General features: G+C 71.1%; 22 protein-coding genes. 14 read left to right on the forward strand and 8 right to left on the reverse strand.

What is annotated here, in order from left to right:
- The first annotated feature begins 141 nt into the window (after positions 1–141).
- Both FVA80_RS23430 and glmM read left to right on the forward strand, forming a co-directional pair.
- Positions 142–888, forward strand: a complete 747-nt coding sequence (locus FVA80_RS23430) for a sulfite exporter TauE/SafE family protein (RefSeq protein WP_147910787.1) — start codon at positions 142–144, stop codon at positions 886–888.
- Between the two features lie 134 nt (positions 889–1,022).
- Complete coding sequence (glmM, locus tag FVA80_RS23435; protein ID WP_147910786.1) at positions 1,023–2,366, forward strand: phosphoglucosamine mutase; 1,344 nt, start codon at positions 1,023–1,025, stop codon at positions 2,364–2,366.
- A 48-nt stretch (positions 2,367–2,414) separates the two neighbouring features.
- Here glmM and FVA80_RS23440 read toward each other — a convergent pair whose 3' ends face one another.
- Positions 2,415–2,747 (reverse strand): MmcQ/YjbR family DNA-binding protein, encoded by a 333-nt coding sequence (locus tag FVA80_RS23440; protein ID WP_147910785.1) that lies wholly within the window; start codon positions 2,745–2,747, stop codon positions 2,415–2,417.
- Positions 2,748–3,288: 541 nt separating this feature from the next.
- Between FVA80_RS23440 and FVA80_RS23445 the strand changes: the two genes are divergently transcribed.
- The 3 genes from FVA80_RS23445 (at position 3,289) to FVA80_RS23455 (ending at position 5,447) form a co-directional block, all read left to right on the forward strand.
- Complete coding sequence (locus FVA80_RS23445; protein WP_246692102.1) at positions 3,289–3,963, forward strand: hypothetical protein; 675 nt, start codon at positions 3,289–3,291, stop codon at positions 3,961–3,963.
- Between the two features lie 250 nt (positions 3,964–4,213).
- Positions 4,214–5,158 carry an outer membrane beta-barrel protein gene (locus FVA80_RS23450; protein WP_147910184.1) on the forward strand — a complete coding sequence of 315 codons (945 nt, stop codon included), beginning with the start codon at positions 4,214–4,216 and terminating at the stop codon, positions 5,156–5,158.
- Positions 5,159–5,186: 28 nt separating this feature from the next.
- The gene (locus FVA80_RS23455; protein ID WP_246692103.1) at positions 5,187–5,447 is read left to right on the forward strand and encodes a hypothetical protein; all 261 of its coding nucleotides are present in this window, start codon (positions 5,187–5,189) and stop codon (positions 5,445–5,447) included.
- A 7-nt stretch (positions 5,448–5,454) separates the two neighbouring features.
- Here the strand turns inward: FVA80_RS23455 and FVA80_RS23460 are convergent, their stop codons facing one another.
- Complete coding sequence (locus tag FVA80_RS23460; RefSeq protein ID WP_007563401.1) at positions 5,455–6,003, reverse strand: HNH endonuclease; 549 nt, start codon at positions 6,001–6,003, stop codon at positions 5,455–5,457.
- Between the two features lie 966 nt (positions 6,004–6,969).
- Between FVA80_RS23460 and FVA80_RS23470 the strand changes: the two genes are divergently transcribed.
- Positions 6,970–9,408: a DUF3772 domain-containing protein gene (locus tag FVA80_RS23470; RefSeq protein WP_246692456.1), complete on the forward strand. Its 2,439-nt coding sequence runs from the start codon at positions 6,970–6,972 to the stop codon at positions 9,406–9,408.
- Positions 9,409–9,509: 101 nt separating this feature from the next.
- Entirely contained in the window at positions 9,510–10,019 is a 510-nt protein-coding gene (locus FVA80_RS23475) for a CAP domain-containing protein (protein ID WP_187193488.1), read from the forward strand.
- A gap of 99 nt (positions 10,020–10,118) precedes the next feature.
- On the opposite strand, the gene FVA80_RS23480 is transcribed toward FVA80_RS23475, so the two are convergent.
- A complete protein-coding gene (locus FVA80_RS23480; RefSeq protein WP_246692104.1) occupies positions 10,119–10,622 on the reverse strand; it encodes a MotA/TolQ/ExbB proton channel family protein in 504 nt (167 codons plus the stop codon).
- A 22-nt stretch (positions 10,623–10,644) separates the two neighbouring features.
- A complete protein-coding gene (locus tag FVA80_RS31590; protein ID WP_246692105.1) occupies positions 10,645–10,884 on the reverse strand; it encodes a hypothetical protein in 240 nt (79 codons plus the stop codon).
- A 275-nt stretch (positions 10,885–11,159) separates the two neighbouring features.
- Here FVA80_RS31590 and FVA80_RS23485 point away from each other — a divergent pair, with 275 nt between their 5' ends.
- The 6 genes from FVA80_RS23485 (at position 11,160) to FVA80_RS23510 (ending at position 17,650) form a co-directional block, all read left to right on the forward strand.
- On the forward strand, positions 11,160–12,944 hold the full coding sequence (locus tag FVA80_RS23485; RefSeq protein WP_147910182.1) for a glucan ABC transporter ATP-binding protein/ permease: 1,785 nt from the start codon (positions 11,160–11,162) through the stop codon (positions 12,942–12,944).
- A gap of 148 nt (positions 12,945–13,092) precedes the next feature.
- A complete protein-coding gene (gene dnaQ, locus FVA80_RS23490) occupies positions 13,093–13,809 on the forward strand; it encodes a DNA polymerase III subunit epsilon (protein ID WP_147910181.1) in 717 nt (238 codons plus the stop codon).
- A gap of 326 nt (positions 13,810–14,135) precedes the next feature.
- Positions 14,136–15,230 carry a PHB depolymerase family esterase gene (locus tag FVA80_RS23495; protein ID WP_246692106.1) on the forward strand — a complete coding sequence of 365 codons (1,095 nt, stop codon included), beginning with the start codon at positions 14,136–14,138 and terminating at the stop codon, positions 15,228–15,230.
- A gap of 195 nt (positions 15,231–15,425) precedes the next feature.
- The gene (locus FVA80_RS23500) at positions 15,426–16,307 is read left to right on the forward strand and encodes a TIGR01459 family HAD-type hydrolase (RefSeq protein ID WP_147910180.1); all 882 of its coding nucleotides are present in this window, start codon (positions 15,426–15,428) and stop codon (positions 16,305–16,307) included.
- Positions 16,308–16,343: 36 nt separating this feature from the next.
- Positions 16,344–17,168 (forward strand): hydratase, encoded by an 825-nt coding sequence (locus FVA80_RS23505; protein WP_147910179.1) that lies wholly within the window; start codon positions 16,344–16,346, stop codon positions 17,166–17,168.
- 227 nt (positions 17,169–17,395) lie between these two features.
- Complete coding sequence (locus FVA80_RS23510; protein ID WP_147910178.1) at positions 17,396–17,650, forward strand: hypothetical protein; 255 nt, start codon at positions 17,396–17,398, stop codon at positions 17,648–17,650.
- Between the two features lie 10 nt (positions 17,651–17,660).
- Here the strand turns inward: FVA80_RS23510 and FVA80_RS23515 are convergent, their stop codons facing one another.
- Both FVA80_RS23515 and FVA80_RS23520 read right to left on the reverse strand, forming a co-directional pair.
- Positions 17,661–18,377: a response regulator transcription factor gene (locus tag FVA80_RS23515; protein ID WP_147957882.1), complete on the reverse strand. Its 717-nt coding sequence runs from the start codon at positions 18,375–18,377 to the stop codon at positions 17,661–17,663.
- A complete protein-coding gene (locus tag FVA80_RS23520) occupies positions 18,364–18,855 on the reverse strand; it encodes a MarR family transcriptional regulator (protein WP_147910186.1) in 492 nt (163 codons plus the stop codon). Before FVA80_RS23520 ends, FVA80_RS23515 begins: the two co-directional genes overlap by 14 nt.
- 273 nt (positions 18,856–19,128) lie before the next feature.
- Here FVA80_RS23520 and FVA80_RS23525 point away from each other — a divergent pair, with 273 nt between their 5' ends.
- Positions 19,129–20,493 carry an 8-oxoguanine deaminase gene (locus FVA80_RS23525; RefSeq protein WP_147910176.1) on the forward strand — a complete coding sequence of 455 codons (1,365 nt, stop codon included), beginning with the start codon at positions 19,129–19,131 and terminating at the stop codon, positions 20,491–20,493.
- A gap of 338 nt (positions 20,494–20,831) precedes the next feature.
- Here the strand turns inward: FVA80_RS23525 and FVA80_RS23530 are convergent, their stop codons facing one another.
- Both FVA80_RS23530 and FVA80_RS23535 read right to left on the reverse strand, forming a co-directional pair.
- A complete protein-coding gene (locus FVA80_RS23530; RefSeq protein WP_147910741.1) occupies positions 20,832–22,505 on the reverse strand; it encodes a formate--tetrahydrofolate ligase in 1,674 nt (557 codons plus the stop codon).
- A gap of 257 nt (positions 22,506–22,762) precedes the next feature.
- Positions 22,763–24,631 (reverse strand): tetratricopeptide repeat protein, encoded by a 1,869-nt coding sequence (locus FVA80_RS23535; RefSeq protein WP_147910742.1) that lies wholly within the window; start codon positions 24,629–24,631, stop codon positions 22,763–22,765.
- Between the last annotated feature and the right edge of the window lie 122 nt (positions 24,632–24,753).

The following is a 24,753-nucleotide window of genomic DNA, read 5'->3' on the forward strand; positions in this document are numbered from 1 at the left end:
GTTCCGGACCGGAGCCTCCAGCCCCCCCTGACAATCCGCCCCGCCTGTCCGCGAACACCCCCCGCAAGCTCGGCCGGAGGCTCGGATCCGGTGGGCGAATCGGAAAGACCGGGAGCGGGATCTTTCCGAGCCGCGTACCCGATGGCGTTGTCCGTTTATCTCGTCGTCGGCCTCGGGGCCGCGGTCGCCGGGTTCGTGCAGGGGCTGTCGGGCTTCGCCTTCGGGCTCGTGGCCCTGTCGTTCTGGGCCTGGGTGATCGATCCGCAACTGGCCGCCGTCCTGGCGGTGGCCGGATCTCTGACCGGCCAGATCGTGGCCGCCGTGACGGTCCGGCGCGGCGTCGACCGGGCCCGCCTCGCCCCGTTCGTGCTGGGCGGGCTGGCCGGGATTCCGCTGGGCGTGCTCCTGCTGCCGCACCTCAATGCCGACTGGTTCAAGCTGGTGCTCGGCACCCTGCTGGTGGTGTGGTGCCCGGCGATGCTGCTCGCCAAGGACCTGCCGCGGATCACCGTGGGCGGGCGGCTGGCGGATGCCGCCGTCGGCCTGGGCGGCGGCCTGCTCGGCGGGCTCGGCGGCTTCACCGGCACGCTGCCGACCCTGTGGTGCGTCCTGCGCGGCTACGAGCGCGATGTGCAGCGCACGATCATCCAGAACTTCAACCTGACGATGCTGGCGGTCACGATGCTGGTTTATCTCGGCTCCGGACTCGTCACCCGGACGGCGCTGCCGATGCTGGCCGTGGTGCTGCCCGCCATGCTGATCCCGGTCTTCCTCGGCACACGGGTCTATGTCGGCCTGAGCGAGACGGCGTTCCGCCGGGTGGTGCTCGGCCTCCTGACGGTCTCCGGCGTGACGCTGCTCACGGCGGCGCTCCCGCGGGTGCTGTAGCGCCCCGCGCCGGGGCACGCCGCATTTCGACCGTCTTTGTCGGGGAGCACCCGGGGCAATCCAATCTGCTAAGTTCTGTCGCGCTACTCTGTCGCCGCGTTGGCCGGACGAGAGGCCCGGCACCGGAGATCGTGATGGCGCGCAAGTATTTCGGAACCGACGGCATCCGGGGCCGGGCCAACGGGGTGATCACCCCGGAACTCGCCCTGAAGGTCGGCCAGGCGGCGGGTCTGGTGTTCCAGCGCGGCGACCACCGCCACCGGGTGGTGATCGGCAAGGACACCCGCCTGTCGGGCTACATGATCGAGACCGCCCTGGTGGCGGGCTTCACCTCGGTCGGCATGGACGTGCTGCTGCTCGGCCCGGTGCCGACCCCCGCGGTGGCGATGCTGACCCGCTCGATGCGGGCCGATATCGGGGTGATGATCTCGGCCTCGCACAACGCCTTCGAGGATAACGGCATCAAGCTGTTCGGGCCCGACGGGTTCAAGCTCAACGACGCGATCGAGCGTGAGATCGAGGAGCTGATCGACGCCGAGCTGCACACCAAGCTGGCCGGCTCCGCCGACCTCGGCCGGGCGAAGCGGATCGAGAGTGTGCACGCCCGCTACATCGAGTTCGCCAAGCGCACCCTGCCCCGGCACGTGACCCTCGACGGCCTGCGGGTGGTGGTCGATTGCGCCAACGGCGCCGCCTACCGGGTCGCCCCCGAGACCCTGTGGGAGCTCGGCGCCGAGGTGATCGCCATCGGCACCGAGCCGGACGGGTTCAACATCAACCGGGATGTCGGCTCCACCGCCCCGGCCGCCCTGGTCGCCAAGGTGCGCGAGCGCCGGGCCGATATCGGCATCGCGCTGGACGGCGACGCCGACCGGGTGCTGATCGTCGACGAGAAGGGCCACGTGGTCGACGGCGACCAGCTGATGGCGGTGGTCGCGCGCTCCTGGCAGGAGGACGAGCGGCTCACCCAGCCGGGGCTGGTGGCCACCATCATGTCCAATCTCGGCCTGGAGCGCTTTCTCGGCGGCCTCGGCCTGTCGCTGGCCCGCACCGCGGTCGGCGACCGCTACGTGCTCGAGCACATGCGCGAGCACGGCTACAACCTCGGCGGCGAGCAATCCGGCCACATCATCATGTCGGACTACACCACCACGGGTGACGGCCTGGTGGCGGCCCTGCAGATCCTGAGCGTGGTCCAGCGCCAGGGCCGGCCGGTGAGCGAGGTCTGCCACTGCTTCGACCCGCTGCCGCAGATCCTCAAGAACGTACGCTACCGGGCCGGCGAGCCGCTCAGCCAGGACAGCGTGGTCAGCGCCATCGCCCAGGCCCGCGCCCGGCTGGGCAATGGCGGCCGCCTGGTCATCCGCCCCTCCGGCACCGAGCCGGTGATCCGCGTGATGGCCGAGGGCGACGACCGCGGCCTCGTCAACGAGGTGGTCGACGAGGTGGTCGAGGCCGTCACCAAAGTCGCAGCCTGAGGTCGGGGGTCCCGAGGGGCCCGCGGCCCTTCGGCGGGGCTTTCGCGCTCACGCATATGCGGCGCGCAGCAAAGCGGGCGCGGTGGTCCGCCAGGCCGCCAGCAGGGCGGCGCGCAGGGTCTCCTCCTCGCACGGGTCGAGGTCGAGATTGGTCCAGCCGCGCCGGCCCCAGGCGCCGTCCAGGGGCGTGAACAGGTCCGGCTCGGCCTCGCACAACGCGGCCTGGTCGGCCGGGGCCAAGCGCAGCACCACCCGGTCCTCCTCCACCCACAGGGTCGCGAAGACCCGGCCGCCGACCCGGAAATCCGGGTTGCCGCGGTGGGCGCCCGCCACCGTCTCCGGCAGCATCAGCGCCAGGATGCGCACGTCCTCGGGCAACACCGGCTCAGCCCGATCCGCCGGCGGGCGTCGTCGTCCTGACGGTGCGGGATGGTGCGGGCAAGACTAGCAAATCCTTCCCTGGGGTGCAGGTTTGCGGACCGTAAGCAGCCGGCAAGGCTAACATTTAACGTTAAGCCGGATTTAAGACGTTCGATCCATCCTTCGCCTCGTCAACAGAGCCGGCATGCCAAGCCTCCGGCACACGAGTCTAGTGAAGGAATCTCCATGGCCCGCTCCAAGCTGAACGCTTTGGTGCGCAGCCTGACGCTCGCGGCGAGCGTCGGCGCGCCCTGCCTGGCCGCTGCCGCGGACCTGTTGCCCCGCCTCCGCCGCCGCCCCTCCGCCCCCGATCGAGGTCGGCGGCGGCTGGTACCTGCGCGGCGACGTCGGCGCGAGCGTCTACACGCGGCCGCGATACAGCGAGGCCTACGATTACACCGGCTATCCGGATGCCAACCGCTCGTTCGGCAACGAGATCGGCGGCGGCGGGTTCGCGGGCGTCGGCGTCGGCTATCAGTTCACCCCGTTCCTGCGCGGCGACGTGACCGGCGAGTATCGTTACTCCACCGGCCTGCGCGGCAGCGAGTATTACAAGGGCCCCGAGTTCGACAACGGCCTCGGCTCCTACGGGGTCAACAAGTCGTCCAGCAACTTCGATTCCGCGGTGGTGCTGGCCAACGCGTATTTCGACCTCGGCACGTGGTACGGCATCACGCCGTTCATCGGCGGCGGTGTCGGCTACGCCTTCAACCACGTCTCGGGCTACTCGACGAACCAGCAGTTCACCAGCCCGACCTACGCCTACGATTACGGCAACCCGATCTACGACTGCAAGTGCGGGCAGGCGTACTACAACTACGCGCCAGTCTACGACAGCAACGGCAATCCGGTATACAACACCAACAGCGGCAGCAAGTTCTACAAGAGCAAGACCAGCGGCAGCTTCGCCTGGGCGCTGCATGCCGGTCTCGCCTATGACGTCAGCGACGCCCTGAAGATCGAGGTGGCGTACCGCTACCTCAACCTCGGCAAGGCCGAGACCGGCCCGGGCTTCGTGCCGTGCTGCACCGGCAGCCTGCAGGCGATCAAGGTGAAGGACATTGAGGCGCACGACGTGAAGATCGGCCTGCGCTATTACCTCGGCGGCCTCGTCGCGGCGCCCCTGCCGCCGCTGATGCCGGAGCCGATCCCCGGACCGCTGGTCCGCAAGTACTGATTTTTTTCTCAACGCTCTGACGGCCGACGGCGCGGATGTCCTCCGCGCCGTTTTTCGTTTTGCGACCGGGCTGCGGCGGAACGGGAGGAGTGGGAGACCAGAATCGGGCTGCCGGATAGTTTGATCCAAGTCGCAATGATCGAAACGGGACGCGCGAAGAGCTCTGAAATAACGGACGCTTAAGGTTACCCAACTATCTCTGCATCGAGGCCCGATCTGCCGTCCGTCTCGCAGTTCCAGGACGATCCCGATGCGCACCGTCACCCTGCCGCTGCTGGCGATCCTCGGCCTCTGCGGCGCGAGCACCGCCCGGGCCGCCGACCTGGATTACGATTACCTGCGCGGCGCCGATTACGATCCGGCCCCGGCTCCGGTGCTCGACTGGAGCGGCGTGTATGTCGGCGGCCATGGCGGGTATACGTCGGGCGGCCTGGCGCAGCGCGATGCCCTGCAATCGACCCTCGCGCAAGACTTCAGCTACAGCGCGGTCGAGAGCGAGTTCGGCGTCTCGAAGTTTCTGTCGCTGCCCGGGACCCGCGTGAAGAGCGCCAGCTTCGGTGCGTTTGCCGGCTACAACATCCAGTTCGACGAGATCGTCCTGGGTATCGAGGCCGACTACACGCACGCGGACATGAACAGCTGGTCGACCAACGGCATCAGCCGGATCATGACGACGGCCGCGGGCAATTCCGAATCGGTCAATCTCTCGGGTACGTCGAACACGCGGATCGACGATTACGGCAGCATCCGCGCCCGGGCCGGCTACGCCTTCGGCAACCTGCTGCCCTACGTGACCGGAGGCCTCGCGGTCGGCCGGGTGACGATCAACGACACCGTCGCGGTCCAGAATTACGGCTACGGCGCTACGACCTATGCGGCCAACCAAGCCCTGACCACGGGCCTGCCGGCGGCCGTCTACAATCACGGCTATGCCAGCTTCAACCAAAACTTCCCGCTGAACCGGTCGACCCCGGCCGGACAGGGCGCCCAGACCATTCCGTACGGCCCGAGCACGCTGGTGGCCAACGCCAAGACCAAGACGATCGGCGGCGTCGCCCTGGGATTCGGTCTCGAATACGCGATCACGCCCAACATCCTGCTGCGGGGCGAGTACCAGTACGTGCTGTTCCAGAGCTTCAACGGGCATCGTGCCGAGCTGAACACCATCCGTGGCGGCGCGGCCCTCAAGTTCTGATCGCCCCGATGCCGGCCGGAGACCGACCATGACAGCGCCCTGCTCCGCCCGACGGCCGATGCGCGCGCGGGCCATGCTCGCGACCATCCTGCTCGCCGCCCTCGCCCCCGTCCCGGCCTCCGCTTGGCCCGAGGATCGCGGCTTCGATCCGCCCCGCCTCCGGCGCGTCGTCCGCGTGCGGCCCGACCTGACGGCGGTGCCGCCGCCCGTGATCGTCCGGGGCTACCTGCCGCGCAACCACAACGTCCCGATGTACAACGAGCCGCCCCGCCGCGGGCCGGCTTGGTGAATCAGTCTCAGCTCTCCAGTTCGCTGTCCCAGTACAGGTAGTCGAGCCAGGTGTGGTGATACTGGCGGTGGTCGAACTCGGGCTGCCGGTGGTGCAGCTCATAGCGGGTCGGCCGGCGCGGCTCAGTGGCGAGGGGCATGTCGGCCTCCTGCGGGGTGCGGTTGGCCTTGCGCAGGTTGCAGGGCGAGCAGGCCGCCACGACGTTCTCCCAGCTCGACAGGCCGCCCCGGGAGCGCGGCACCACGTGGTCGAAGGTCAGGCCGCCCGAGGGCAGCCGCAACCCGCAATACTGACAGCTGAAGCCGTCACGCAGGTAGATGTTGTAGCGGGTGAAGGCGGGGCTGCGGGCCAGCGTCACGTAGTTCTTCAGCGCCACTACGCTCGGCACCCGCAGCGCCCGCGAGGGCGAGCGCGCCTCGACGTCGTAGCTCGCCACCAAGGTGACGCGATCGAGGAACAGGGCCGTGAAGGCGTCCTTCCACGACCAGAGCGAGAGCGGATTGTACGAGAGCGGCCGATAATCCGCGTTCAGGACGAGGGTTTGGAGATCCATCATCGGCGCGACTCTTCAGACTATCTCTGACGCGTGTAACGCGCGGGAACGCGCCGTCGCCCCACCGGCCCGTCCGACGCAGCCGGGGGCCGGTGCAGGACGGGCCGGCGGACGGGGCGTCGGCTCGGCGGGAGAGGCGGAAGGAGCAACAGGGCGGCGGGCCGGCGCGCGAAGGCGCCAGTCGGTGCGGTAGCAACCGGAACGCGGCCGGGCCGGACCGGCTTCGGAGCCGGCCGAACCCTTTCGCGTGACGACGAAAAGGCCCTGTCCATAAGGTGTTCATCTAATCCCACCGTGACACCCTTGTGAAGCTTTTCCCGCCGGGTCCCGGGGACGCACCCACAGCCGGCCCCCAAGCCAGTCCCGAAGCCTGTCCCAAAGCCGGCCCCCAAACCTGTCCCGAAGCCGGTCCTGAAGCCTGTCCCGGAGCTCGCCGCGGGGACGGGCGATCGGCCCGAGGGTGGGCAGGGGCACGGTTTGGCCCTATTGCTCGCCCACAGCGCTCGGCCGCGCGAATCGGGCCCGGCCGCGCCGCCGGCGGTCCCGATTCGTGCGGCTTCGATATCCCGTGCTCGCCGACGCCGAACCGATGTCCCCTCCGGCGGCGGGCGCTCCAAGAGGCCCGCAGGCGGCCCGCGCGGTTCCCGACGACCGCCGGTCCGCCGATGCCGGCCCCCGAACGCGCGCCTGCCGCGCCCGACGAGAGGTAGCCCATGATCCGCACGCTGGTGCGCTCCCGGAAGCCGAACGCCGCGCCGCGCGCCCCGCGTCGTGCTGGCCGTCCTGGCCGCGCTGATGCTGGGGATCCTGGCGGCCGTGCCGCCGGCCTCGGCGCAGGGCGGGAGCCCGGCCGGACAGGCCGCGGAGGGCAAGCCTGCCGACGCCAAGCCTTCTGATGCCAAGCCTTCTGATGCCAAAGGGGCTGACGGGAAGCCGGCCGCGCCGAAGCCCGCCGCGCCCCAGCCCGAGATGTCCGAGCCGCTCAAGGCGGTCCGGGCCCAGCTCGACGCCGCCAAGGCCGAGCTCGAGGCCCGCGAGAAGCAGCTCGGGCATCCCGACCTGACCCCGACGGACCTGGCGTCGATTCGCGACAGCGCCGCCACCGTCACGGAGGAGATCCGCGCGCTGATCACCCGGCTCGACACGCCGCTCGAGGCGGCGCGCGAGCGGCTGACCCAGCTCGGCCCGAAGCCCAAGGACACCCAGGAGAGCCCCGACGTCGCCGAGCAGCGGGTGGAGCGCGACGCCGCCGTCGCCCGCATCGACGAGACCCAGCGCCTCGCCCGCTCCCTGCAGGTGCAGGGCGACCAGATCATCGACCGGGTTTCGAACCGCCGCCGCGAATCGTTCACCCGCGACCTGTTCCAGCGCTCGCAGCCCCTGGTCGGGCCGGGCCTTTGGACCAAGGTCATGGCCGACGTGCCGCGGGATACCCGCTCCCTGCAGAGCGCCGTGTCGGATATCGGGCTGCTGTTCTCCCGCAACGGCAGCATCGGCAACCTGCTGTTCCTGGGGCTCGCCTTCGGGATCTCGATCGCGCTGTATTTCGGGCGGCGCAACATCGCCCCCCGGGCCGCCCGGCGGGATGCCGCCACCGCCGAGCCGTCGCGGCGCGCGACCCTGCTGGCCGCCTGGCGGGTGATCCTGCTCGGCACCGTGCCGGCGGTGGCGGGCTCCTACGCGGTCTACTACGCGCTCGACGCCACCAACCTGCTGCCCTCCCGGCTGCTTCCGGTGGCCGCCGCGATCCTGGGCGGCCTCGCCTTCATCGCCTTCGTGGAGGCCCTGTGCGACGGGCTGCTCAGCCCCGACAAGCCGGCCTGGCGCCCCGCCCCGGTCGGCGACGCGGCGGCCACCCGGCTGACCCGGCTGGCGGTCGGCATCGCCACGGTGCTCACCGTGGTGAAATCCGTGGAGGCCTTGAATTCCGGGATCTCGGCGGCCCTGCCGATCTCGATCGCGACCCGGGGCCTCGGCGCCGTGGCCACGGCGCTGATCCTGGCGGTCGGCCTGCACCGGTTCGCCGACACCGATCAGGAGGAGGAGGCCTGCTTCGGCCCCTACGTGCCGACCAAGACCACCACGGGCATCGGCGGCCCGGCCCGGCTGCTCGGCTGGGCCGCCGTGGGGCTGATCGGGCTCGGCGCGCTGGTGGGCTACGTCGCCTTCGCAGCCTTCCTGATCGATCAGCTGATCTGGGCCGCGAGCGTCCTGGTCCTGCTCTACCTGCTGGTCCAGAGCGTCGACACGTTCATCGGCCGCGCGCTCACCGACGAGACCCGGCTGGCCACCACGCTCCAGGCCAATACCGGCCTGCGCAAGCGCTCGCTGAACCAGATCTCGGTGCTGGCGACCGGGGCCGCCCGGGTGGTGCTGATCCTGGTGGCGGCGCTGCTGGTGCTGGCGCCCTGGGGGCTCGATTCCACCGACATCGTCTCGTCGATCCGGCAGGCCTTCTTCGGCTTCAAGGTCGGCGACGTCACGATCTCGCTCTCGAGCATCGCGTTCGGCATCGGCATCCTGGTGCTCGGCGTGTTCGTCACCCGGGCGGTGCAGCGCTGGCTCGAACTGACCTACCTGCCGGCCACCGACCTGGACGCCGGCCTGCGCAACTCGATCACCACGATCGCGGGCTATTGCGGCTTCCTGCTCGCCCTGGCGCTCGCCTTCTCGTATCTGGGCCTGAGCCTGGAGAAGCTCACCATCGTGGCCGGCGCCCTGTCGGTCGGTATCGGTTTCGGCCTGCAATCGATCGTCAACAACTTCGTCTCCGGCCTGCTGCTGCTCTGGGAGCGCCCGATCCGGGTCGGCGACCAGGTGGTGATCGGCGATTCGGAGGGCATCGTGAAGCGCATCTCGGTGCGCTCCACCGAGATCCAGACCTTCGACCGCTCGTCCGTGATCGTACCGAACTCGAACCTGATCTCCGGGGTGGTCAAGAACCGGGTGCGCGGCGACCGCTCCGGCCGGGTCAGCATCACGGTCAGCGTCCTGCGCAACCAGGATCCGGTGCGGGCCGCCGAGATGATCGTCGGCTGCGCGCAGGGCCATGCCGACGTGCTGAAGGACCCGGCGCCCCGGGTGGTGTTCAAGAAGATCGGCGACCCGTTCCTGGAATTCGAGCTGCTGGTCTGGATCGTCGATGTCAGCCTCGGCCAGAAGGTCCAGACCGACCTGAACTACGCGGTGTTCGCGACCCTCTCGGGGGCGGGCTTCATCCCACCGCTCGGCCCCGGCGCCAGCATCGTGACCGTGCAGGGCTTCGAGGCGATGCAGGCCGCCATGGGCGAGATCGCGAGCCGGTTCGGGCAGGGTGCGCCAGTCTCCGACCCTCAAGAGGCGAAGGAGGCCGGGGCATTGCCGGCCCAACAGCAGCGCGACCGTGGGCTCCGCAGCGCCGGAGGCTGAGGACGGGCGGCCCGGGCGGCGGAGCCGGTCGCGCAATCGCCCCGCGCTCCCTATATCGCTCGGGCGTCCAAGCCGGATGCGCAGAGCATGGACCTTCGAACGTGGGCGGACGCAACCTGAGACGCGGCTTCCGGGCGGCGGCCTGTATCCCGGCGCTGGCGCTGCTCGGCGCCTGTGCCGCCCAGGTGCCGACCAAGACGGCGCTGCCGAGCATCTACCTGCCGCTGGCCAGCCAGACCGCCCATGTCGACACCGACGCCGCCCGGGACATGATCTCGTCCTATCGCCGCAACCGCGGCGCCGGCCCGCTGACGGTGGATCCCGAACTGCAGCGGCTGGCCGAGGCGGAGGTGGCCGCCATGGCGCTCGCCGACCGGCCGAGCCGGGCGCAGACCGTGAAGTCCGCGGTCGGACGGCTCGGCTTCTCCGACGTGAACGCCAACCTGTCGGCCGGCTACCACACCCTGGCCGAAGCCTTCTCGGGCTGGCGCGAGAGCCCCCCGCACGACGCCACCATGCTCGACCCCCGGGCGACCCGGATGGGGATCGCCACCGCGTACGCGCCGGGCTCGAAGTACAAGGTCTACTGGGCGCTGCTCACCGCCAAGTAGGACGCGACACCAGCGGAAAGACGGTTTCCAAGGGCTCTGCCCTGCACCCGCAAGAGGGCGCGGACCTCTCGAAACCCCGACCGCCGGCGGTGGGTCGCCCTACGGCAGTCCCTTCACGTTCGGCACCGGCGGCGCCTCCGTCAGCAGCGTCACGGTCACCCGCCGGTTGGCCGCCAGGTCGGGGGTGTCGGGGATGCCGTCGATGATCAGCGAGCGCGAGACGTCCGCCTCCTCGAGCTTCACGGGCAGCTTGTCGGCGAGCGGCAGGGTGATCAGGTTGGCGATCCCGGCGCCGTAGAGCGTGGCCAGCGGCGCGGTCGCCATGGCGGGCCCGAGCTTCGAGGGGGCGGACATGTTGGCGAACATCGCCACCGGGCCGAGGATCGGGCCGATCAGGCCCCAGGCCGGGGCGCAGTCGCCGTAGGCCCGGCAGACCCTCAAGCCCTCATCGGGATGCGTGAGGACGTTGTCGCGGTCGCGCTCCATCGTGTCGCGGATGAAGTCCCGGTCGTAGCCGTCGGCGATGCCGCGCGCGCCCTGGGCGAGGAACGGGTCGGCGATCTCCATGTTCTCCAGCGCCATCGGGCCGGACTCGCGGACCACGTCGGCGATCTTGGTGATCTCCTCAGATCGGCGCCTGCGGCATCACCGAGCGCATCACGAAGGCGTAGCGCAGGCCCATCGGCAGGCCGTGCACGATCACCGGGAACGGGACGCGGATCATCGTGGCCGCGGTGGCGCCCCCGAACACCACCCCCGCCGCGTACTCCGACGCGGAGGCACCGAAATGGCCGCCGTCGAGGAGGATCAGCCCGACCACGACGCCGAGGCTTGAGAGGAGGCCGAGTGCGGTTGCGCGATCCACGGCCCTGGGCGCCCGATGCAAATCGTCAACGAGTCGCCCCCCGCTGTGGCTTGCGGCCGGGTTATTCGCAGCGTTAGGAAATCTTGCTGAACGAACCGTAAAGGCGGACGCTTCGACCCTGTATAGGGCCGTCATCGCCCGTTCAGGCGGGCTCGGGCATAAGCCGTGTGGTGCGAGGGGTTTGGCGGCGGAATCGGCGGTGGCCGCCCGTCGCACGGACCTTAAGAAGTGGCGCGAGACCCGGATACACGGGCCGCGCCGGGGGTGGCGGAGCGGTGGCGATGGTTCGTCTGTACGGGCGGGTCCTGGGTTTCCTGAAGGCGGATCGGCGGCTGGCCATCGGCTTGGCGGCCACCAACGTCGTGCTGGCGGTGGCGGCCTTCGCCGAACCGCTGCTGATGGGCCGGATCATCGATCAGCTGACCCACCTCAAGCGCGGCGGCAACGCCATGGCCACGATGCTGCCCCTGCTGGCGGCCTGGGTGGCGTTCGGCTTCTTCACCATCGCGGCGGGCGTGTTCATCGCGCTCCACGCCGACCGGCTGGCCCACCGCAACCGCCTGTCCTCGATGGCGAGTTACTTCGAGCACGTCCTCGACCTGCCGCTGGCCTTCCACTCGGCCAACCATTCCGGCCGGGTCCTGAAGGCGATGCTGGAGGGCACCAACGGCATGGCCTGGCTGTGGCTCGGCTTCTTCCGCGACCACCTCGTCGCCCTGGTCTCGCTGGTCGTGCTCCTGCCGATGACCCTGTTCATCAACTGGCAGCTCGGCTCGATCCTGGTGGTGCTGGTGGTGGCCTTCACGGCGCTGACCACCTTCGTGATGCGCCGGACCGAGACGCTCCAGGGCCAGGTCGAGGAATTCAATTCCGGCCTCGCCGCCCACGCCTCGGACGCGCTGGGCAACGTCGCGGTGATCCAGTCCTTCACCCGCGCCAAGGCCGAGAAGGACGCGATGCGCGGCATCATCACCAACCTGCTCGCCGCGCAGATCCCGGTCCTGTCCTGGTGGGCGCTCGCCAACGTGGCGACCCGCGCCTCGGCGACCATCACCATGACGGCGATCTTCGTCACCGGCATCTGGCTGTACCAGGCCGGCACCACCACGGTGGGCGAGGTCGTGGCCTTCATGAGCCTGGCCACCGCCTTCGTGGCGCGGCTCGACCATGTGGTCGGCTTCGTTAACGGATTGTTCCAGCAGGCGCCCAAGATCGCCGAGTTCTTCGAAATCTACGACACCGTGCCGGCCGTGGCCGACCGTCCCCATGCCCGGCAGGTCGCCCGCTTCGAGGGCGAGGTCACCTTCGACGACGTCGCCTTCTCGTATGACGGCCGGCGCAAGGCGCTGGACGGCGTCTCGTTCTCGGCCCGCCCGGGCGAGACCGTGGCGCTGGTCGGCACCACCGGCTCGGGCAAGTCGACGACGCTGGGCCTCCTGCACCGCAGCTTCGATCCGTCCTCCGGGGCGATCCGCATCGACGGCCTCGACGTGCGCGACATCGGCCTGTCGTCCCTGCGCCACAACATCGGCGTGGTGTTCCAGGAGCCGATGCTGTTCGCCCGCTCGATCCGCGAGAACCTGCAGGTCGGCTGCCCCGACGCCACCGATGCCGAGATGCTCGACGCCCTCGAGCGGGCCCAGGCCGGCGCCTTCATGGCGCGCCAGCAGGACGGGCTCGACACGGTGATCGGCGAGCGCGGCCGGTCGCTCTCGGGGGGCGAGCGCCAGCGGCTCTCGATCGCCCGGGCGCTCCTGAAGAACCCGCCGATCCTGATCCTCGACGAGGCGACCTCGGCGCTGGACGCCGCCACCGAGCGCAAGCTCCAGGGCGCCCTGGAGGCCGTCATGGAGGGGCGCACCACCTTCGTGATCGCCCACCGGCTCGCCACGATCCGGGACGCCGACCGCATCCTGGTCTTCCACGAGGGCCGGATCGTCGAGGCCGGCACGTTCGACGCGCTGGTCGCCCAGAACGGCCGCTTCGCCGAACTCGCCCGGGCCCAGTTCATGGCGGCCGAGGCCGACGAGGACGAGGGGCGGCTGGCCCTGGCGGCCTGAGGCGCTCGCCGCCAGGCACACGGGCGCCGGTCCGCCGGCGTCCAAGGAAGTGTCAACCTTTCGGGCGACAGAGTCCTCCGCAAGCGGTCACCCGCCCCGGAGCCCCATCGCCGATCGGGCGCGTGATCCTGACCCCTGAGTCGCAAAAATGCTGCGTGAGATCGTCCTCGACACCGAGACCACCGGCACCGAGGCGCGGAACGGCGACCGGCTGATCGAGATCGGCGCGCTCGAGCTGTTCAACCACATCCCCACGGGCCGGACCTTCCACCGCTACTGCAACCCGCAGCGGGCGGTCTCCGAGGGGGCGTTCAACGTCCACGGGTTGTCGGACGCGTTCCTGTCGGACAAGCCGCTCTTCGCCGACATCGTCGGCGAGCTGCAGGCCTTCCTGGCCGACGGGCGCCTAGTCATCCACAACGCGCCCTTCGACGTCGGCTTCCTCAACATGGAATATGCCCGGCTCGGGGCGAACGCGCCGCCGCCGATCCAGCTGGACGACGTGGTCGACACCCTGCCCATGGCCCGGCGCAAGCACCCGGGCGCGGCCAACAACCTCGACGCCCTGTGCAACCGCTACGGCATCGACACCAGCCGACGCACCAAGCATGGGGCGCTCCTCGACGCGCAGATCCTGGCGGAGGTCTATGTCGAGCTGCTCGGCGGCAAGCAGACCAGCCTTGGGCTCCTGGACGCCCAGTCCGGCCCGGCGGTCCGGACCGTCGTCCAGGCGGCTCCGGCGGCCCCTCGGCCATATCGGAGCCGCCTTACGGATGAGGAGCGGGCGCGGCACGACAGCTTCCGCGCGAGCCTCGGTGCGGCACCGATCTGGGCCGAGTATATCGGCGCCGACGACCCGTCCTGACCGGCCTTGCCGCATCGCACATCGGCCTCTATTGCATCGCACCATATGCCGACCCGCGGGCCATCCCGGCCGCGACACGGACGCTGATGTGACCAAGCGCGCACCCATCATGGATCCCTTCGGCAAGCTGAAGGCTATGCAGGACGGTGCCCGCGACCGGGCCACGCATTCGCCCTTCGCCGACATGATCGAGGCCACACGCCTGACCAGCCTGGGCCGCCTGGACGAGGCGACCGCCCTGATCCAGCGCAGCTTCGGCGGCTACGCGGCCCCGCCGCCGCCGGAGACCGCCGAGACCCCGCAGCAGCCCCAGGTGCAACGCCCGGATGCGCCGAGCGCGGCCCCCGGCATGCCGGGACGGACGCTCCGGCACCGGGGCGGCGCGCGGCGCGCATCGAGCCCGCCCGCAACCCGATCTCCGATCCGGCGCTGCGGGTCCGCAACGCGGTCGGCAAGGTCGTGCGCGGGCTCGCGCCGGTGCTCAAGGGTTCGGGCAACCGCGGCGCGGACCCGCGCGGCCGCCGGCGCCCAGCAAGCCGGCATCCCGCAAGCCGCCGGCCGAGAGCCGGTTCGTCGGCCTCAGCCACGCCGAGCCGGCCGGCAGCCGCGACTACAAGCTGTTCATCCCGGGGAATCCGGCCGAGCCGGCGCCGCTGATCGTGATGCTGCACGGCTGCATGCAGAACCCGGACGATTTCGCCGCCGGCACCGGCATGAACGTGCTGGCCGAGCGCGCCGGCATCTTCGTCGCCTATCCGGGCCAGAGCCGGCAGGCCCATGTCCAGCGCTGCTGGAACTGGTACGATCCGCGCGACCAGCGCCGGGAATCCGGCGAGGCCGCGATCATCGCGGGGCTCACCCGGGCCGTGATGGCGGCCCACGCGATCGACCCGGCCCGGGTCTACATCGCCGGCATGTCGGCGGGCGGCGCGGCCGCGTTGAACATCGCCCGGGCCTATCCGGACCTCTACGCCGCCGTGGGGGTCCATTCGGGCCTCGCCGCCGGCTGCGCCCGCGACCTCGGCTCTGCGCTGATGGCCATGCAGGTCGGCGCGCCCGGCCTCGGCACCGCGGCGTCGTTCGGTGCGGCCCCGGCCGGGCAGCGCATCCCCACCATCGTGTTCCACGGCGAGGACGACGGCACCGTCAGCGTGCGCAACGCCGACCAGGTGCTGGCCCAGGCCAACGTCGCCGGCCTGACCGCCCGGTCCGAGACCTTCGAGGACCGCGGCCATCCCTTCACCCGCACGCGCTTCCGGGACGAGGCCGGCCGGGTCGTGGTCGAGGATTGGCGGATCCGGGGCGCCGGCCATGCCTGGTCCGGCGGCCGCCCCGAGGGCAGCTACACCGATACCGACGGGCCCGACGCGTCGCGGGCCATGCTCGATTTCTTCACCGAGCAAAAGCTCGGGCCGCGGTAGAACAGCGCCCGACCGCGCTGCAAGCGGGAACGGCTCCCAGGCCTTGGTTCGACGCCCGCGCTCACGCCGGACCGGTCCCCGGTCGGGCGGCGAGCGCCCTAAGCCTTGGGGTCGCGCGAGCCCGGAGGCTTGCAGCGCGCCGCCCTGCACCCGCAAAAGGTCCCGGACCTTTTGAAACCGTGACCGGATCCCTCCATGACCGCACCGATCCCGACCCTCGACGGCCTCGCGCAGGTGGCGGAGCGCTACGACCTGCTCCTCTGCGACGTCTGGGGCGTGCTGCATGACGGCCAGAAGGCCCATGTCCCGGCCGGCGAGGCGCTGATCCGGTACCGCGGCCTGCCGGGCGCGCGGCCGCGCCGGGTGATCCTGGTCTCGAACGCGCCGCGGCCCGGGGACGGCGTCGGCCGGATCCTCGACCGGTTCGGCGTGCCCCGGGAGGCCTACGACGCGATCCTGACCTCGGGGGACCTCACCCGCGGGCTGATCGCCGAGCGCCCGGGCGCCCGGATCCGGCATCTCGGGCCCGAGCGCGACCTCGGCATCTTCCAGGGCCTCGACCTCAGCCTCGTCCCGGAGGTGGAGGCCGACCTGGTGGTCTGCACCGGCCTGTTCGACGACCGCAGCGAGACCGCCGACGATTACCGCGACGAACTCATGCGCCTGGCAGCCCGGGGGCTGACCCTGATCTGCGCCAATCCCGACCTCGTGGTCGAGAGCGGCAACCGGCTGATCCCCTGCGCGGGCCTGCTCGCGGCGGCCTATGCCGAACTCGGCGGCGCCGTGATCTACGCCGGCAAGCCCCACCGCCCGGTCTACGAGGCGGCGCTCGCCAAGGCTGCCGACCTCGCGGGCGCGCCGGTGGACCCGGGCCGCGTGATGGCGATCGGCGACGCGATCCGCACCGACATCGCCGGCGCCTGCGGCTTCGGCATCGCCAGCCTCTTGGTGGCCCGCGGCATCCACGCGGAGGAACTCGGCGTCTCGGCCGAGCACCACCGCCTCGGCGACGTCGCCGAATGGCTCGGGCGCCAGGCCGTCCACCCGGACGCGGTGATCGAACGGCTGGTCTGGTAGCGCATCCCCGCCGGCCGCCATGCTACAGGTCCGGGGATGAGCGATCCCGTCCCCGCCGCCACCCATGCCCGCACCATCCTGGCGGCTCACGAGCATCGCCGCCAGATCCCGCCCCTGAGCGGCTGGGATGCCGGCCTGGACCTGCCCGCCGCCTACCGGGTCGCCGAGGCGGTCCGGTGCCTGCGCGCGGCGCGGGGCGAGCGGCCGGTGGGCCGCAAGATCGGCTTCACCAACACGACGCTCTGGGACGCCTACGGGGTCCGCGCCCCGATCTGGGGCCACGTCTACGACACGACCCTGCGGGCGCGCGCCGACCTGACCGGGCCGGTGCCGCTCGCCGCCCTGGTCGAGCCGCGGATCGAGCCGGAGATCGTGTTCGGGCTGGCCCGGGCGCCCGAGCCCGGCATGGACCCGGCCGCCCTGATCGGGTGCCTCGACTGGGTGGCCCAGGGTTTCGAACTCGTGCAGTCGCTGTTTCCCGGCTGGCGCTTCGCCGCCCCCGACACCGTGGCGGCGTTCGGGCTGCACGGCCTGCTGGTGCTGGGCGAGCGGGTGCCGCTCACCCCGGCTTCGACGCCCGCCTGGATCGATGCGCTGGCGAGTTTCTCGGTCGACCTGCTGTGCGACGGCGCGGTCGCCGACCGGGGCCGCGCCCGCAACGTGCTCGGCGGCGGCCCCCTTTCGGCCCTCGGCCATCTCGTTGATGTTCTGGCTAACGATCCTGCGAGCCCGCCGCTCGCGCCTGGCGAGATCGTCACGACCGGGACGCTCACCGACGCCCTGCCGGTGGCGCCCGGCCAAGTCTGGAGCACCCGGCTCGCGGGGCTCCCGCTGCCGGGCCTCGACCTCGTTCTGGCCTGACGCGCCGACGGGCCCCCCGGAACGCCCGTGATCGCGCGTCTTCGACACAAAGCCGCAGAGTATTCGCGCGAAATCCGTCGCGGGTGCCGCCGGATGGGGTAAGGCGAGATGGGGCGGCCGATCGCGGCACGCGATTCGCCCTGTGCCGCACATCCGCGTTCTCCATCCCGGCCCTTCCGGGAGGTGGGGAGTTGGTGATGATTAGCCGACATGCCACATGCTGAGACATGCCTGGACGCGCCCGGAGCCGCCACACGACCTTCCTGGTGTCCGTGACCGCGGAGCGATCCGGCGGCCGCGGCCGGTCGGGTTCCAAACCCGCTCCCCTGGTCTACGCCGTGATGAAGCCGAACGCCGAGGCCGCCCTGGCGGCGGTCCGTGCGCTGGCCGATGGGCCGGTCGCCGTCGCCGTCGTGGGCAGCCTCTCCACCCGGGTGTCCAAGGGGCTGAAGCTGAAGCCGGGCGAGCCGCGGGTGGTGTAGCGGGCCCGGATCAGTCCACCGCGAGCCGGTAGCCGACGCCCCGCACCGTCTGCAGGAAGACCGGGTTGGCGGGGTCGACCTCGGTCTTGCGGCGCAGGCGGTTGATCTGCACGTCGACCGTGCGCTCCGCGGCGGCGCCCCCGGGGCCGGCGAGCTGCTCGCGCTCGACGTTGGCGCCCCCGGCCGCGGCCAGGATCGTCAGGATCTCGCGCTCCCGGTCCGTGATCCGGATCAGCGCGTCGTCCCGGCGCAATTCACCCCGGTCGATGCGGAACGCGAACGGCCCGAAGGTCACCGACTCCGCCGCCGCCTCGCGCGGGTGGTCGCTGCGCTTGATGATGTTGCTGAGCCGGAGCGTCAGCTCCCGGGGCTCGAACGGCTTGGGCAGGTAGTCGTCGGCGCCGATCTCCAGGCCCATCACCCGGTCGTTCGGGTTGGAGCGGGCGGTGAGCATCAGGATCGGCACCCGGGAGGTCTCGCGGACGCTGCGGGCGTAGTCGAAGCCGTTCTCGCCGGGCATCATCACGTCGAGCACCATCGCGTCGAACACGACGCTCTGGGCCCGGGCCCGGGCCTCGGCGGCGCTGGCCGCCACGGTGACGCGAAACCCCTGGTCGGTCAGGTAGCGGGCCAGCAGTTCGCGCAGGCGGCGGTCGTCGTCGACCACGAGGACGTGCGGCGCCGCGTCGGGCAAGTCGGCCCGGGGGCGGCCGTCACGCGCCGCCACCGCCGGTCGGCCCGCGCCGGGCCATCAGGCGCCGGACCGCAGGCCGGTCCTCCGGCTCGATCATCGCCATCAGAAAATCCTCCGGGGAGCCCAGCGCGTCCGGCGCGGCGAGCGCTCGGGCCAGGCGCCGGGCCTGGACGCGGGTGAGGTCGGCGGCCAGCTCGGCACCGGACGGCGTGCAGTACAGCAGGCGCTGGCGCCGGTCGCTCGGCCCGGTCTTCTGGGTGACGTAGCTCTGCCCGATCAGGTCCTTCAGCACCCGGTTGAGGCTCTGCTTGGTGATCCGCAGGATGTCGAGCAGCTCCGCGATGGTCAGCCCCGGATAGCGGTCGACGAAGTGCAGCACCCGGTGATGCGCACGGCCGAAGCCGTAGGCGGCCAGGATCCGGTCCGGGTCGCCGACGAAATCCCGGTAGGCGAAGAACAGCAGCTCGATCAGGTCGTCGCTGCCGAGGGCGTGCGCGGCGGTCGCGGCCACGCCGTCCGGCCGACGGGGCGCCGCGGCAGGCAGCCCGGAGACGCGCAGGCCGTCGCGCTGAACCGATGACGTCACGGGGGGCAGACCGTCACTCTAAGCAGACCGGATGATAAGAAGGTCAGTCCCGCTGACATGTCTCAGCGCCGCCCGGGAGCGTCAAGCCCGGGGGCGCCGGCCCGCGAGACAGCCGCCCCTGACCCGTCCGGGGCTTGCCGGCCGCCGCGCCGGGTCCGATACCGGTCCGGTGCGAGGTCGGGACCCGAGGGGAACAGCATGCGCGACGCCGAGATACGGGGCCGCCGGGTCTGGATCCGCGATCCGCTGGCCATCCTGGCCGAGGGGGCCGGGGGCGGCGTCGTGGTGGAGGGCGGCCGGATCGTCGAATGCGTGCCGGCGGGCGCCCGGCCGGCCGCCCCGGTGGACGAGACCTTCGACGCCGCGCGCCACGTGGTCGTCCCGGGGCTGATCAACACCCACCACCACGCCTTCCAGACGCTCACCCGGGCGCACCCGCTGGCGATCAACAAGCCGCTCTTCCCGTGGCTGAAGGCGCTCTACACGGTCTGGGGCCGGATCACCCCGGAGGCGTTCCGGCTCGCCACCCGGGTGGCCTATACCGAATTGCTGCTCTCGGGCTGCACCACGGCGGGCGATCACCATTACCTGTTCCCGGAGGGACTCGAGGACTCGGTGGACGTCCAGGTCGAGGAGGCCCGGAGCCTCGGAATCCGCGCCGCCGTGACCCGTGGGTCGATGAGCCTGTCCGACCGGGAGGGCGGCCTGCCCCCCAAGACGCTGACGCAGGACGACGACACGATCCTGGCCGATTGCGAGCGGGTGCTGAACCTGTTCCACGACCCCGCCCCCGGGGCGATGGTGCAGATCGGCCTGGCGCCGTGCTCGCCCTTCGCGGTGACCGAGCGGCTGATGCGCGAGAGCGCGGAGCTGGCCGCCCGGCACGGCTGCCGCCTGCACACCCATCTCGGCGAGACGCTGGACGAGGACGGCTACTGCCAGTCGATGTTCGGCTGCCGACCGGTGGACTACCTGGAACGGGTCGGCTGGATGACCGACCGAGTCTGGCTCGCCCACGGCATCCACTTCAACGACGCCGAGGTCGCCCGGCTCGGCAAGGCCGGGGTCGGCGTGTGCCATTGCCCAACCTCGAACATGACCCTGGCGTCGGGCCGCTGCCGCACCTGCGAACTGGAGGCGGCGGGCTCGCCCGTGGGCCTCGGGGTCGACGGATCGGCCTCCAACGACAGCTCCAACCTCATGGAGGGGGTGCGGCACGCGCTGATGCTGAGCCGGCTCACCTACGGGGCGGAGGCCGTGACCCATCGCGATGCCCTGCGCTGGGCCACGCAGGGCTCGGCCGCCTGCCTGGGACGCGCCGATATCGGCCGGATCGCGCCGGGCCTGGAGGCCGACCTCGCCCTGTTCACCCTGGACGAGCTGCGCTTCTCCGGCGCCCACGATCCGCTGGCGGCCCTGGTCCTGTGCGGCGCGACCCGGGCCGACCGGGTGATGGTGGCCGGCCGCTGGCGGGTGATCGACGGTGAGCCGCTGGGTGTGGATACGGGCCGCCTGCGCGAGGACCATTCGCGGCTGGCGGTGGCGCTGTTCGGGGCGGGATGAGCCTCGAAGGCGGTCGGGTTTCCGCCGCGTCGCGGACGAGGGCCAAGGGCGGTGCCGATGCTGCGCCCTCCCCCATCTGTGGGGGCGGGAGGGCGCAGCATCTGCAGGGGGCGGCAAAGGGGAACCCGGCTTCTGGATGAAACCGAGCGGGCATGACGGCCGCAGCCATAGGCTGCACGTTGCGCCCCTCGCACGGGCCTTCGTCCCGGCCCGGCCCGGCTTCGGGTGCCACCTTCCCCCGCAGGGGCGGGAGATGCGCGTGCGTCCAGCCGTCAGCCTGATTCAGCAGCGACGTCTGACTGACTTTGCCTGCAGAGGCGCAGCCCGAGCGACCCCGCTTAGAACAGCCCGTCGATCTGCCCGTCGGCATCGAGGCGGATCGTGTCGGCGGCGGGGACCCGGGGCAGGCCCGGCATGGTCATGATCTCCCCGCAGATCGCCACCACGAAGCCGGCACCGGCCGAGAGCCGGACGTCGCGCACCCCGACGACGTGGCCCTCGGGGGCGCCCATCAGGCTCGGGTCGGTGGAGAACGAGTACTGGGTCTTGGCCATGCAGATCGGCAGGTGGCCGTAGCCGTCCTTCTCGAAGGTGGCGAGCTTGCCCGCGGCCTTGGTCTCGATCTGGATGTCGGCGGCGCCGTACAGCTTGGTGGCGATCGCCCGGATTTTTTCCGAAAGCGGCGCCTCGGTCTCGTAGGCGTAGCGGATCGGGGCCGGCTCCGAGGCGGCGAGCCGCACCACCGCGTGCGCCAGCTCCTCGGCGCCGGCGCCGCCCTCGGCCCAGTGGCGGCAGGTGATCGCCTCGACGTCGAGGCGTTCCCGGCACAGCTCCTTCAGCCGGGCGTGTTCGGCGTCGGTGTCGGCGTGGAAGTGGTTGACCGCGACCACAACGGGCAGGCCGAAGCCGCGCAGGTTGGTGACGTGCCGGGCGAGGTTGGCGAACCCCGTCTCGAGGGCGCCGATGTTCTCGGCCCCGAGGCTCTTCTTATCGACGCCGCCGTGCATCTTGAGCGCGCGGATCGTGGCCACCACCACGACCGCCGAGGGGCTCAGGCCGGCCTGCCGGCACTTGATGTCCAGGAACTTCTCCGCGCCCAGATCGGCGCCGAACCCGGCCTCGGTCACGGTGTAGTCGGCCAGCCGCAGGCCGGCCCGGGTGGCGATCACCGAGTTGCAGCCATGGGCGATGTTGGCGAACGGGCCGCCGTGGATCAGCGCGGGGTTACCCTCGAGCGTCTGCACGAGGTTCGGCTGCAGGGCGTCCTTGAGCAGCACCGTCATGGCGCCCGTGGCCTTCACGTCCTTGAGCGTGACGAGCTTGCGGTCGCGGGTCTCGGCGATGACGATCCGGCCCAGGCGCTCCTCGAGGTCGGCGAGGTCCTTGGCGAGGCAAAACACCGCCATCACCTCGGAGGCGACCGTGATGTCGAATCCGTCCTCCCGGGGGAAGCCGTTGGCGACGCCGCCGAGCGACTGGGTGATCTGGCGCAGGGCCCGGTCGTTCATGTCGACGACCCGGCGCCAGTGGATCCGGCGCACGTCGATGTTGAGCTCGTTCGCCCAGTAGACGTGGTTGTCGATCAGGGCGGCCGCGAGGCTGTGGGCCGACGTGATGGCGTGGAAGTCGCCCGTGAAGTGCAGGTTGATCTGCTCCATCGGCACGACCTGGGCCTTGCCGCCGCCGGCCGCCCCGCCCTTCATGCCGAAGCAGGGGCCGAGCGAGGGCTCGCGCAGGCAGATCATGGTCTTCTGGCCGATGCGGTTCAGCGCGTCGCCGAGGCCCACCGTGGTGGTGGTCTTGCCCTCGCCCGCGGGCGTCGGCGAGATCGCCGTCACCAGCACGAGCTTGCCCGGCGCCTTGCCCTCGAGCCCGGCGATGTAGCCGTGGTCGAGCTTGGCGATGTGCTTGCCGTAATTGTGCAGCGCCTCGTCCGGGATGCCGAGCTTCTCGGCAACCTGTGCGATCGGCTTCAGGGTCGCGGCGCGGGCGATCTCGATATCTGACGGCATGGGCGTTCTCCCTGGCTCCGCGGGCCCGGCGCCCGCCCACCCGCCGACTGTTATCGTACGGGGATCTTGCCTCGCGATGATGTGCAGCGCCGGTCGCTCGGATGCGCGGACGCAGCCCGGGACGCGGCGAGGCCGCCCGAGGGCAGCCGCGGCACTGTGCGTCAAACCGACCGGAAAAGCGCGTCGATTTTTATGAGCCGACGGACAAATTAGTCTTGCCGGCCCGGAGAGTATGCGCGCCCCGGAGGAGGCGGCTTTTAACCCCCCGACTTCTTGGCCTTGTCGGCGGCGCCCGGGGCCTCGTGCGGCTGCGGGGCGCCCTTGGGCAGTTCCGGATTCTCGGCGTTGTGCGGGGCCGCCACCGGGGCCGGCACGGTCTCGGCCGTCGCGGTGGGCTTCTCGATCTCCGGCAGGCCGTCCTTCAGCTTGTCGTTGATCTGCGCGAGGTCGTCCGGCTCGGGGTTCAGGTCCTTGGCATGCTGCCACTGGAACTTGCCCTCGAGGCGCCGGCCTGAACGCCAGTAGGCGTCGCCGAGGTGGTCGTTGATGGTCGGGTCACCGGGCTTCAGCTCGACCGCCTTCTCCAGCTCGCGCACCGCGTCGTCCCAGCGGCCGAGGCGGTAATAGGCCCAGCCCAGGCTGTCGACGATCATGCCGTCCCGGGGGCTCGCGTCGGCGGCCTGCTGCAGCAGCTTGAACGCCTCGTCGATGTTGATCTTCTGGTCGACCCAGGAATAGCCGAGATAGTTCATCACCTGGGCCTTGGCGGCCGGCTGGCTCGCCGGCACCAGGGACAGGGCCTTCTTCAGGTCGGCCTCGGCCTTGGGCCATTGCTTGGCGCGCTCGTAGGCGGTGCCGCGGAAGTAGAAGGTCGTCCAGTAATTCGCCAGTGGCCGGTCGCCGATCAGGTCGATGGCGCGGGTATAGGTGGCGGCCGCCTCCTCGTACTTCTTGCGCGCCCGCTGGACGTTGCCCAGCGCGGTGATCACGTCGATGTCGTCCGGATGCGCCTTCATGGCGGCGTCGAGATGGGCCAGCGCCTCGTCGCCCTTGCCCATCTGCTCCAGGTTGAGGCCGACCTGGATGTCGGCGTTGAGCTTGAGCGGCGAGGTCGCGGGGATCTGCGCGTAGGCCTCGTTGGCCCGCTCGGTCTGCTTCATCCGGTCCAGGGTGTCGGCGAGCGTCAGCCGGGCCAGCGCGTGGTCGGGGGCGAGGTAGAGCGCGAGCCGCAGGTAGATCACCGCGGGCAGCTCGTCGCCCTGCGTCGAGCCCGCCGAGCCCAGCCCGTACAGCACCTCGGCGGCGCCCTCCTGGGCGTTGCCGATCAGGCGGGCCAGCGGCTTGCCGTCCTTGAGCTTGTCCAGGGCGTCGCGCACCAGCGGGTGCCGGGGCGAGAGCTGGTCGAAGTCGGAATAGGCCTGGATCGCCAGGTCGGTGCGGCCGAGGCTGGCCTCCAGCCGGGCGTAGGCGTCGACGATCCGCAGGGTGTTGCGGTCGGCCTCGTAGGCGGCCTTGAGCCGCCGCTCGGCCTCGGCGTTGTCGCCGATCACCGAGGCGATCAGGCCAGCATGGTAGTCGCGGAAGGTGTTGTAGTAGCGCTCGCCCCGGAGCTTGTTGACCGTCTCCAGCGCCTTCTTGCCGTCACCCGCGCCGGCATAGGACCAAGCGGTCAGCAGCGTCGCGGTCAGGTCGGTGGCCGCGCCCCGGCCGCTCCTCGAAAAATTCTGGCGGGCGGCGGCCCACTGGCCGGCCTTGATCTGGCGCACCCCGAGGGAGAGGTTGGCGAGCCCGTTGGTGGGATCGCGTGCGATCAGCTTCTCGCCGGCCCGGAACGCGTCCGGCAGGGCGCCGTCCGCGAGCAGCGAGATGAAGGCGCGCTCGACCAGCTCGGCGTTGCGCGGGTCGGCCTTGACCGCCTCGCGGTAGAAGGTCGCCGCCGCCGCCGTGTCCCGGGAGGCGCCCGCGATGTAGGCGGACAGGAAGTTGCCCTCCAGGGATTCCGCGGGCTCGTATTCGAGCAGCGGAGCCGACTCGCGCGGCTGGGCGGCCAGAACGGTCTGAGGCAGGCCGGCGGCGAGCATCAGGGCGAGCGCCGAGACGCTCCGGCGGGCGCGTGTTATCATCATGAACCGGTCGCGGCTCCTGGGCGCCGGCCTACGGGGGCCGGGCGCGAGAATGGCGGGGCATCCCCGAAAATCGCTGGGGACACTGAACGCATCCCGCCAGCCCCGCAAGGCGAAAGGATGGC

The sequence above is a fragment of the Methylobacterium sp. WL1 genome, assembly GCF_008000895.1.
Lineage (GTDB): Bacteria > Pseudomonadota > Alphaproteobacteria > Rhizobiales > Beijerinckiaceae > Methylobacterium.

What these genes read in the sequence shown, in the direction of transcription:
- FVA80_RS23495 (WP_246692106.1), top strand. Translation starts at nt 14,136, where the DNA reads ATGCGCCGAGCGCGGCCCCCGGCATGCCGGGACGGACGCTCCGGCACC.
- FVA80_RS23430 (WP_147910787.1), top strand. Translation starts at nt 142, where the DNA reads ATGGCGTTGTCCGTTTATCTCGTCGTCGGCCTCGGGGCCGCGGTCGCC.
- FVA80_RS23500 (WP_147910180.1), top strand. Translation starts at nt 15,426, where the DNA reads ATGACCGCACCGATCCCGACCCTCGACGGCCTCGCGCAGGTGGCGGAG.
- FVA80_RS23455 (WP_246692103.1), top strand. Translation starts at nt 5,187, where the DNA reads ATGACAGCGCCCTGCTCCGCCCGACGGCCGATGCGCGCGCGGGCCATG.
- dnaQ (WP_147910181.1), top strand. Translation starts at nt 13,093, where the DNA reads ATGCTGCGTGAGATCGTCCTCGACACCGAGACCACCGGCACCGAGGCG.
- FVA80_RS23460 (WP_007563401.1), bottom strand. Translation starts at nt 6,003, where the DNA reads ATGATGGATCTCCAAACCCTCGTCCTGAACGCGGATTATCGGCCGCTC.
- FVA80_RS23530 (WP_147910741.1), bottom strand. Translation starts at nt 22,505, where the DNA reads ATGCCGTCAGATATCGAGATCGCCCGCGCCGCGACCCTGAAGCCGATC.
- FVA80_RS23510 (WP_147910178.1), top strand. Translation starts at nt 17,396, where the DNA reads ATGCCTGGACGCGCCCGGAGCCGCCACACGACCTTCCTGGTGTCCGTG.
- glmM (WP_147910786.1), top strand. Translation starts at nt 1,023, where the DNA reads ATGGCGCGCAAGTATTTCGGAACCGACGGCATCCGGGGCCGGGCCAAC.
- FVA80_RS23505 (WP_147910179.1), top strand. Translation starts at nt 16,344, where the DNA reads ATGAGCGATCCCGTCCCCGCCGCCACCCATGCCCGCACCATCCTGGCG.
- FVA80_RS23470 (WP_246692456.1), top strand. Translation starts at nt 6,970, where the DNA reads ATGTCCGAGCCGCTCAAGGCGGTCCGGGCCCAGCTCGACGCCGCCAAG.
- FVA80_RS23450 (WP_147910184.1), top strand. Translation starts at nt 4,214, where the DNA reads ATGCGCACCGTCACCCTGCCGCTGCTGGCGATCCTCGGCCTCTGCGGC.
- FVA80_RS23525 (WP_147910176.1), top strand. Translation starts at nt 19,129, where the DNA reads ATGCGCGACGCCGAGATACGGGGCCGCCGGGTCTGGATCCGCGATCCG.
- FVA80_RS23535 (WP_147910742.1), bottom strand. Translation starts at nt 24,631, where the DNA reads ATGATGATAACACGCGCCCGCCGGAGCGTCTCGGCGCTCGCCCTGATG.